The sequence below is a fragment of the Kitasatospora sp. NPDC096128 genome, from assembly GCF_040303105.1.
GTDB lineage: Bacteria > Actinomycetota > Actinomycetes > Streptomycetales > Streptomycetaceae > Kitasatospora.
Genome location: NZ_JBEOSP010000053.1, coordinates 45705 through 52757 on the forward strand (window position 1 = coordinate 45705; position 7053 = coordinate 52757).

General features: G+C 73.1%; 4 protein-coding genes. 3 read left to right on the top strand and 1 reads right to left on the bottom strand.

What is annotated here, in order from left to right:
* The first annotated feature begins 361 nt into the window (after nt 1–361).
* A complete protein-coding gene (locus ABTY61_RS36500; protein ID WP_350509491.1) occupies nt 362–1159 on the top strand; it encodes an HAD family hydrolase in 798 nt (265 codons plus the stop codon).
* Between the two features lie 423 nt (nt 1160–1582).
* Here ABTY61_RS36500 and ABTY61_RS36505 read toward each other — a convergent pair whose 3' ends face one another.
* Entirely contained in the window at nt 1583–2473 is an 891-nt protein-coding gene (locus ABTY61_RS36505; RefSeq protein ID WP_350509486.1) for a Fic family protein, read from the bottom strand.
* A gap of 219 nt (nt 2474–2692) precedes the next feature.
* On the opposite strand from ABTY61_RS36505, the gene ABTY61_RS36510 reads away from it, so the two are divergent.
* On the top strand, nt 2693–3724 hold the full coding sequence (locus tag ABTY61_RS36510; RefSeq protein WP_350509487.1) for an ATP-binding protein: 1032 nt from the start codon (nt 2693–2695) through the stop codon (nt 3722–3724).
* A gap of 482 nt (nt 3725–4206) precedes the next feature.
* Nucleotides 4207–6654, top strand: coding sequence for a SulP family inorganic anion transporter (locus tag ABTY61_RS36515; protein WP_350509488.1), 2448 nt, complete (start codon nt 4207–4209; stop codon nt 6652–6654).
* Nucleotides 6655–7053 lie beyond the last annotated feature (399 nt).

Below are 7053 nucleotides of genomic sequence, written 5' to 3' on the forward strand. Positions count from 1 at the left end.
AAGCCCGCGCCGAAGCCTGCACGAAGGGCCTTCAAGCCCTGAAAATGGCCCCGGACGTGCGACGACCCCCGCCGGGGGGGAGAGCGGGGGTCGTCTATCCACAGCCCGACTCGGGGGGGAGGAGCCGGACCGGGTTAGCACGGTCGCGAACGATCCGTGACTTCCATGGTGTACCCGAGCGGCCAGAAACACAAACCCGCACGCCCACGAGTACGCCGAATGGCGGGGTGTTTTGCGGCTCCCTCTATCCTCGGTTCCCGTGGACACCACCGCGAACGCCGACGACCACGCCGACGAGTCCCAGGGCGACCCCATCGGGCCCGAGGAGCCGGGCGCACCCGAGCGCCCCCGGCCGAACGGACTGCGGACGGCCGCCTTCTTCGACCTCGACAAGACCATCATCGCCAAGTCGAGCGCCCTCGCCTTCAGCCGGCCGTTCTACCAGGGCGGCCTGATCAACCGTCGGGCCGTGCTGCGCAGCGCGTACGCCCAGTTCGTCTTCCTGGTCGGCGGTGCGGACCACGACCAGATGGAGAAGATGCGCGAGTACCTCTCCGCGCTCACCCGGGGCTGGAACGTCCAGCAGGTCCGCGAGATCGTCGCCGAGACCCTGCACAACCTGATCGACCCGATCATCTACGACGAGGCCGCCTCGCTGATCGAACAGCACCACGCGGCCGGCCGGGACGTGGTGATCGTCAGCAGCTCGGGTTCCGAGGTGGTCGAGCCGATCGGCGAACTGCTGGGCGCGGACCACGTGATCGCCACCCGGCTCAAGGTCGAGGACGGCTGCTACACCGGCGAGATCGAGTACTACGCCTACGCGGAGAACAAGGCCGCCGCGATCCGGGAGTTGGCCGGGACCGAGGGCTACGACCTGGCCGCGTCCTACGCCTACAGCGACTCCTCGACCGATCTGCCGCTGCTGGAGGCGGTCGGCCACCCGTCGGCCGTCAACCCCGACCGCGCGCTGCGCAAGGAGGCGCAGGCGCGGGAGTGGCCGGTGCTGGTCTTCGACCGCCCGGTGCAACTGCGACGGCGGCTGCCGGAGTTCTCCGCGCCGAGCGGTTCGGTGCTGACCGCCGTGGCGGCCGGGACGGCCGCGGTGACCGCCGGGGTCATCTGGTACCTGGCCCGTCGGCGCCGCCCCTCCGCCTGAAGCCCTCACCAGTCCGGCGGGAGCCCTCTCAGGGGTCCTCCGGGAGGCTCTGAAGGCTGCGAACGCCAGCAAAACGGGCAGATCAGCACAGACTTCCCTTTTCGGGTTCCCCTTTCGGGCGAAACGCGATACAAAGGAAGCACGGCCCGCGAGACCCGGTCAGGACCCGAAGAGGTCAAACCGACAACGCAGTTCAGGCCCCACGGACCGCACGTACAGATATCCGAGCACCCACATGCAGCCGACCCGCTGTCGGGCCGCCGGACCAGACGAACGGGCAGGATCCCCGTCTGATCGGCACTTCCGGTGCATGCATGGTCACCCGGTATCTGCACCAGCGGCGGCACCCAGCAGGATCAGGTGCCGCCGCATCTTCGTGTCCGCAGCGCGCGCGGAGCCGACCCGCGCGGGGACCGCTCCGGCTCAGGCCATGCCGCGCTGCATCGCCTCGCAGACCGCCGTGCTCTCCCGCACGCCCAGCCGCAGCGCCCGCCCGCAGTGGGCGATCCAGGCCGCCATGCCATCGGGCGTGCCCGCCAGGTAGCCCGCGAGGGCGCGCCGGTAGGTGTCGGTGCCCAGCTCGGCCAGGCCGACCTCGGCGGGGCAGATCGACTTCGGGTCGAGGCCCTCGGTGATCAGCACGATCCGCTGGGCGGCCCGCGCGATCAGCCCGTTGTGGGCGCCGAACGGCCGCAGGGCGAGCAGCTCGCCGTGCACCACGGACGCGACCACCAGGGCCGGCGTGCCCACACCCTGCCCCTCCGCACGGGCCACCAGCAGCCGCGAGAGCTGGTCCAGCCGGGCCGCGACCTCCTCCGCGTCCGGCGCGGGCGGCAGTACCGGCCGTGGGCCGACCGCGGCCTCGACCTCGACGCTCTCCACCGGCTCCAGCTCCAGCGGGAACAGCTCCTCGGCACCCTCCCCCGCCCGGCGCGGCCGACCGGCGGCCGGGTCGGCGTCGCCGACCGCGAGCAGGTGCAGCCGGGCCAGCACCTGCAGCGGCGAGTGCCGCCAGATGCTGAGCAGCTGGCCGGCCTCGGCGGCGATCCGCAGCGCCGCGCCGACCGTACGGGCCTCGGCGTCCGCGCTGAAGTCGGTACGGCGCCGGACCTCCTCCAGCGGCCAGTCGGCCCCGGCCACGGCCGCCGACGCGCGGGCGCCGCGCAGCGCGGACTCGGAGGTGACCTCGGTCGCGCGGCGACGCATCACCCGGTGGCCGTAGAGCCGGTCGACGGCCTTGCGCACCTCGGCCACGGCGTCGGGCACCCCGGGGAGCTGGGCCAACGGGGCGAGGGGATCTGTTCCAGTGCTCACCTACCCGAGAGTAATGAACGGGCGGCCCCTCCCGGAACAGCAACCCCGCATCACCCGTTAGAGGCAATCCTCACTTCCCTCCCCCGGTGGACCCCAAACCCCGGCTAGCATGACCGCTATCGGAGACGATAACGATTTCCAGTTAGAGGGCGCTCCCCCACGCGCGCCCCAGAGCACGCGGCCCGCCCCCAGGGCCCAGAGCGAGAGCCGGAGCCCCAGATGAAGATCGCCTTCGTCGGCAAGGGCGGCAGCGGGAAGACCACGCTGTCCGCACTGTTCATCCGCCACCTGGCCGCCATCGGCCGACCGGTGATCGCCGTCGACGCCGACATCAACCAGCACCTCGGCCCCGCCCTCGGCCTGACGGACACCCAGGCGGCCGACCTGCCCTCGCTCGGCGCGCACCTGCCGGAGATCAAGGAGTACCTGCGGGGCAGCAACCCGCTGATCCGCTCCGCCGACGAGATGATCAAGACCACACCGCCCGGGCGCGGTTCGCGCCTGCTGCGGATCGTCGAGGAGAACCCGGTCTACGCCGCCTGCGCCCGCCCGATCGCGCTCGACGAGGGCTCGGTCCGACTGCTGGCGACCGGCGCGTTCACCGAGGAGGACCTCGGGGTGGCCTGCTACCACTCCAAGGTCGGCGCGGTGGAACTGCTGCTCAACCACCTGCTGGACGGCCCGGACGAGTACCTGGTCACCGACATGACGGCCGGCTCGGACTCCTTCGCCTCCGGGCTGTTCACCCGCTTCGACCTGACCTTCCTGGTGGCCGAGCCGACCCGCAAGGGCGTCTCGGTCTACCGCCAGTACAAGGACTACGCCCGGGACTTCGGCGTGCAGCTGCGGGTGGTCGGCAACAAGGTGCAGGGGCCGGACGACCTGGCGTTCCTGCGCCGCGAGGTCGGCGACGACCTGCTCGCCACCTTCGGCCAGTCGGACTGGGTGCGCCGGCTGGAGCAGGGCGCCGAGCCGCCGCTCAAGTCGCTGGAGCCGGCCAACCGCGCCGTCCTGGAGGAACTGCGGGCCGAGGCCGAGGCGGCGCACGGGCTGCGCGACGCGCGCCGCTACACCGAGCAGGCCGTGCTCTTCCACCGGCGCAACGCGGAGAGTTGGGCCAACGCCAAGGCCGGCACCGACCTCGCGACCCAGGTGGACGAGGGCTTCGTCCTGGGCGGGTTCCCCGACGGGCTCCCGGACGGCTTCGCGGCCGACGCCGCACCGGCCGCCCAGGCCGGAGCCACCGTCTGACACCCCCGCGAACGGCACCGCCACCGACCGGACGGGCCGCGGCCTCCCCCTCACCCCGGGGGACGCCGCGGCCCGTTCGCCCGTTCCGGCCCCGCCCGTCGGCCGCCCGCCGCCAAGCCCTCCCGAACGCGCCCGAGCCGCCCACCAGCAGATTCCCGCCGGTTCGAACACCACCCAATGGGGTGAACCGGGGATTTTCCGCTTCCCTCCGAGAACGACGCTGTGCAAAGCTTTCATTACCCTCGGTTTACCGAGTCTTGATGGCCCGTCCCGACGGCCCTCGGCGAGACATCCCGCACCTCGCCCTGGCCCCTGGCGGATCCAGATGGTCGACGCCGGCCGGTGACACCCGCATTCCCCGCCGTGCCCACGCCATCCCGCCACACCGTCGCGACCCACGACAGCCGATCCGCCCCGGAGCCCCACCCCGGACTCACCACCGGACCTGACTGCGTTCGTTCCCACGGACAGACGGGAAGACCATGACCCTCGACATCTCCAGTGCACCCATCGCCTCCGACACCACCGACCACGCACCACCGACCCCCGGCCCCAGAGCCCGCTGGGCCCAGGACCTCTCCGCCTCCCTGGTGGTCTTCCTGATCGCCGTGCCGTTCTCGCTCGGCATCGCGCTCGCCACCGGCGCCCCGCTCACCGCCGGGCTGGCCGCCGCGGCCGTGGGCGGCATCGTGGTCGGGCTGTGCGGCGGCACCCCGCTCATGGTCAGCGGCCCCTCTGCCGCACTGACCGTGATCACCGCCGGGCTGATCGCCCAGTACGGCTGGCGGGCCACCTGCGCCATCACCCTCGCCGCCGGTCTGCTCCAACTCCTGCTCGGCGCACGCCGGGTGGCCCGGACGGCGCTCGCGGTCTCGCCCGCGATCGTGCACGGCATGCTGGCCGGGGTGGGGCTGACCATCGCCATCGCGCAGCTGCACGTCGTCCTCGGCGGCTCACCGCAGAGCTCCGCGGTCGCCAACCTCCTCGCGCTGCCGGGGCAGTTGGCCGGTCCGCACCCACCCGCGCTGCTGGCCGGCTCGGTGACCGTGGCCGTACTGCTGTGCTGGCCCAGGCTCGACCGACTCCCGGGCCGCGCGGGCGAGTTCGGCGCCCGCCTGGCCAAGGTGCCCGGCCCACTGGCAGCCGTGGCCGTCGCCACCGCGCTCGCCCTCACCCTGGACCTGCAGCTCGCCCACATCGAACTGCCCGCCTGGCAGCCGCTCGCGCTCGTGCCCGCGCTGCCGCACGGTTCGCTCGCCGGGGTGCTCGCCGCCGTCCTCACCGTCACCGCCGTCGCGAGCGTGGAGTCGCTGCTGTCCGCCGTCGCGGTGGACCGGATGTCCCAACGCACCGGTGACCTCGACCGCGAGCTGCGCGGGCAGGGCCTCGCCAACCTGGTCAGCGGGCTGGTCGGCGGACTGCCGATCGCCGGCGGCGCCGTCCGCAGCACGGCCAACGTCCGGGCCGGCGGGCAGACCCGATGGGCCTCGGTGCTGCACGGCGTCTGGGTGCTCGCCGCCGCACTGGCGCTGACCGGCGGGCTGCGCCGGATCCCGCTGGCCGCCCTGGCCGCGCTGGTGCTGGTGGTCGGGCTGCAGATGGTGAGCTTCGCGCACATCCGCAACGTGCACCGGCACCGCGAGTTCCCGGTCTACCTGACCACCCTGATCGCCGTGGTGGCCTTCGGCGTGCTGTGGGGCGTCGGCCTCGGTGCGGCCACCGCCGTCCTGCTCGCGCTGTACCGGCTGACCCGCGCCCACGTGGACGTCGCGACCGGCCCCGCCGGCTCGGTGACCGTCCAGACCCACGGTCCGCTCACCTTCGCCGCCGTCCCCCGGCTCAGCCGGGCCCTGGCCGGGATCCCCGCAGGCGCCGAGGTCACTGTGGTGCACGACGGCTCGTTCCTGGACCACGCCGCCTACGAGACGCTGCACGACTGGCGGACGGGGCACCAGGCCATGGGCGGGCGGGTCGCACTGGTGACGCGGCGCCAGGACGACGAGGTGCTCGACCCCGACGGCACGGTCCGCGCGGGCAGTTCACCCGGCCCGCACCGCTGCCGGGCCTGGACGCCCTGGGTCGGCCACCACTGCATCGACCAGCAGGAGGACCCGCACGGCCGGCTGCTGGACGGCGTCCGGGTGTTCCAACAGCACACCGCCCCGCTGATCAGGCCCGAACTCGCCCGGCTGGCCCGGGAAGGACAGACGCCCTCCCAGCTCTTCCTGACCTGCGCGGACTCCCGGATGGTGACCAGCATGATCACCAACAGCGGGCCGGGCGACCTCTTCACCGTCCGGAACGTGGGCAACCTGGTGCCGGCCCCGTTCGAGCCCGGTGCGGCCGACGACTCGGTGGCCGCCGCCGTGCAGTACGCGGTCGAGGCGTTGGAGGTGCGCTCGATCACGGTCTGCGGCCACTCCGGCTGCGGCGCGATGAAGGCCCTGCTGGACGGCGTGCACGAGCGCCCCGGGTCGCCCACCCCGCTGGCCCGCTGGCTGCGCAACGGCCGCGGCTCGCTGGACCGGCTCCGACGGGCCCCGGCCGAGTTCGCCGACCGGCCGGTGGTGGACCTCGCGGAGCAGCTCTGCATCACCAACGTGGTGCAGCAGCTGGACCAGCTGATGGCGAACCCGGCGGTGGAGCGCCGGGTCGAGGAGGGCAGCCTGCGCCTGGTCGGGATGTACTTCGACTTCGCCACCGCCCAGGCCTACGTCCTGGACCGCGCCGCCGGGACGTTCAGCCCGGTCGAGGCCCGCGGCGACGCCCACGCCGAAGCCCGTACCGACTCCGCGCTCGGCACTCCGCCCGACGCACCGTTCGACGCCCCGCTCGGCGCGCCGCTTGACGGGGACTCGGCCGAACGGGTGAGAAAGGACGGCCGGGTTCCGGCCGACGGCAGCGAGGAGGGCCCTCAGCTGGCCGCCTAGAGCCGGGCCCGTGTCTCCGCCGGGCGGGCCGGGACACGGGCCCACCGGCCGCCGCGCGGCCAGCCCCCTCCTGGTGGCGGGCCGCGCGGTCGGCCGTTCGCCGACCGACCGACGTGACGGCCAACACAACGACCGATCGGCGGTCAATCGGCGGTCGACCGTTCGATGTTCGGTCAAAGGTCTACACCAATTCCAAGGAGCCTCTTGTCAACTGGCCCGTTCGCCTGGTGAGCTGTGCGCTGGGACACACGGGACAATCCCCACGCACGGGATCGCCCCAGATCATGACTCGATGAGGAGTGCGCGTTGAGCAACGAGAGCCTGGCCAACCTGCTCAAGGAGGAGCGGCGTTTCGCCCCGCCGGCAGAGCTGGCCGCAGCGGCCAACGTCACCGCGGCC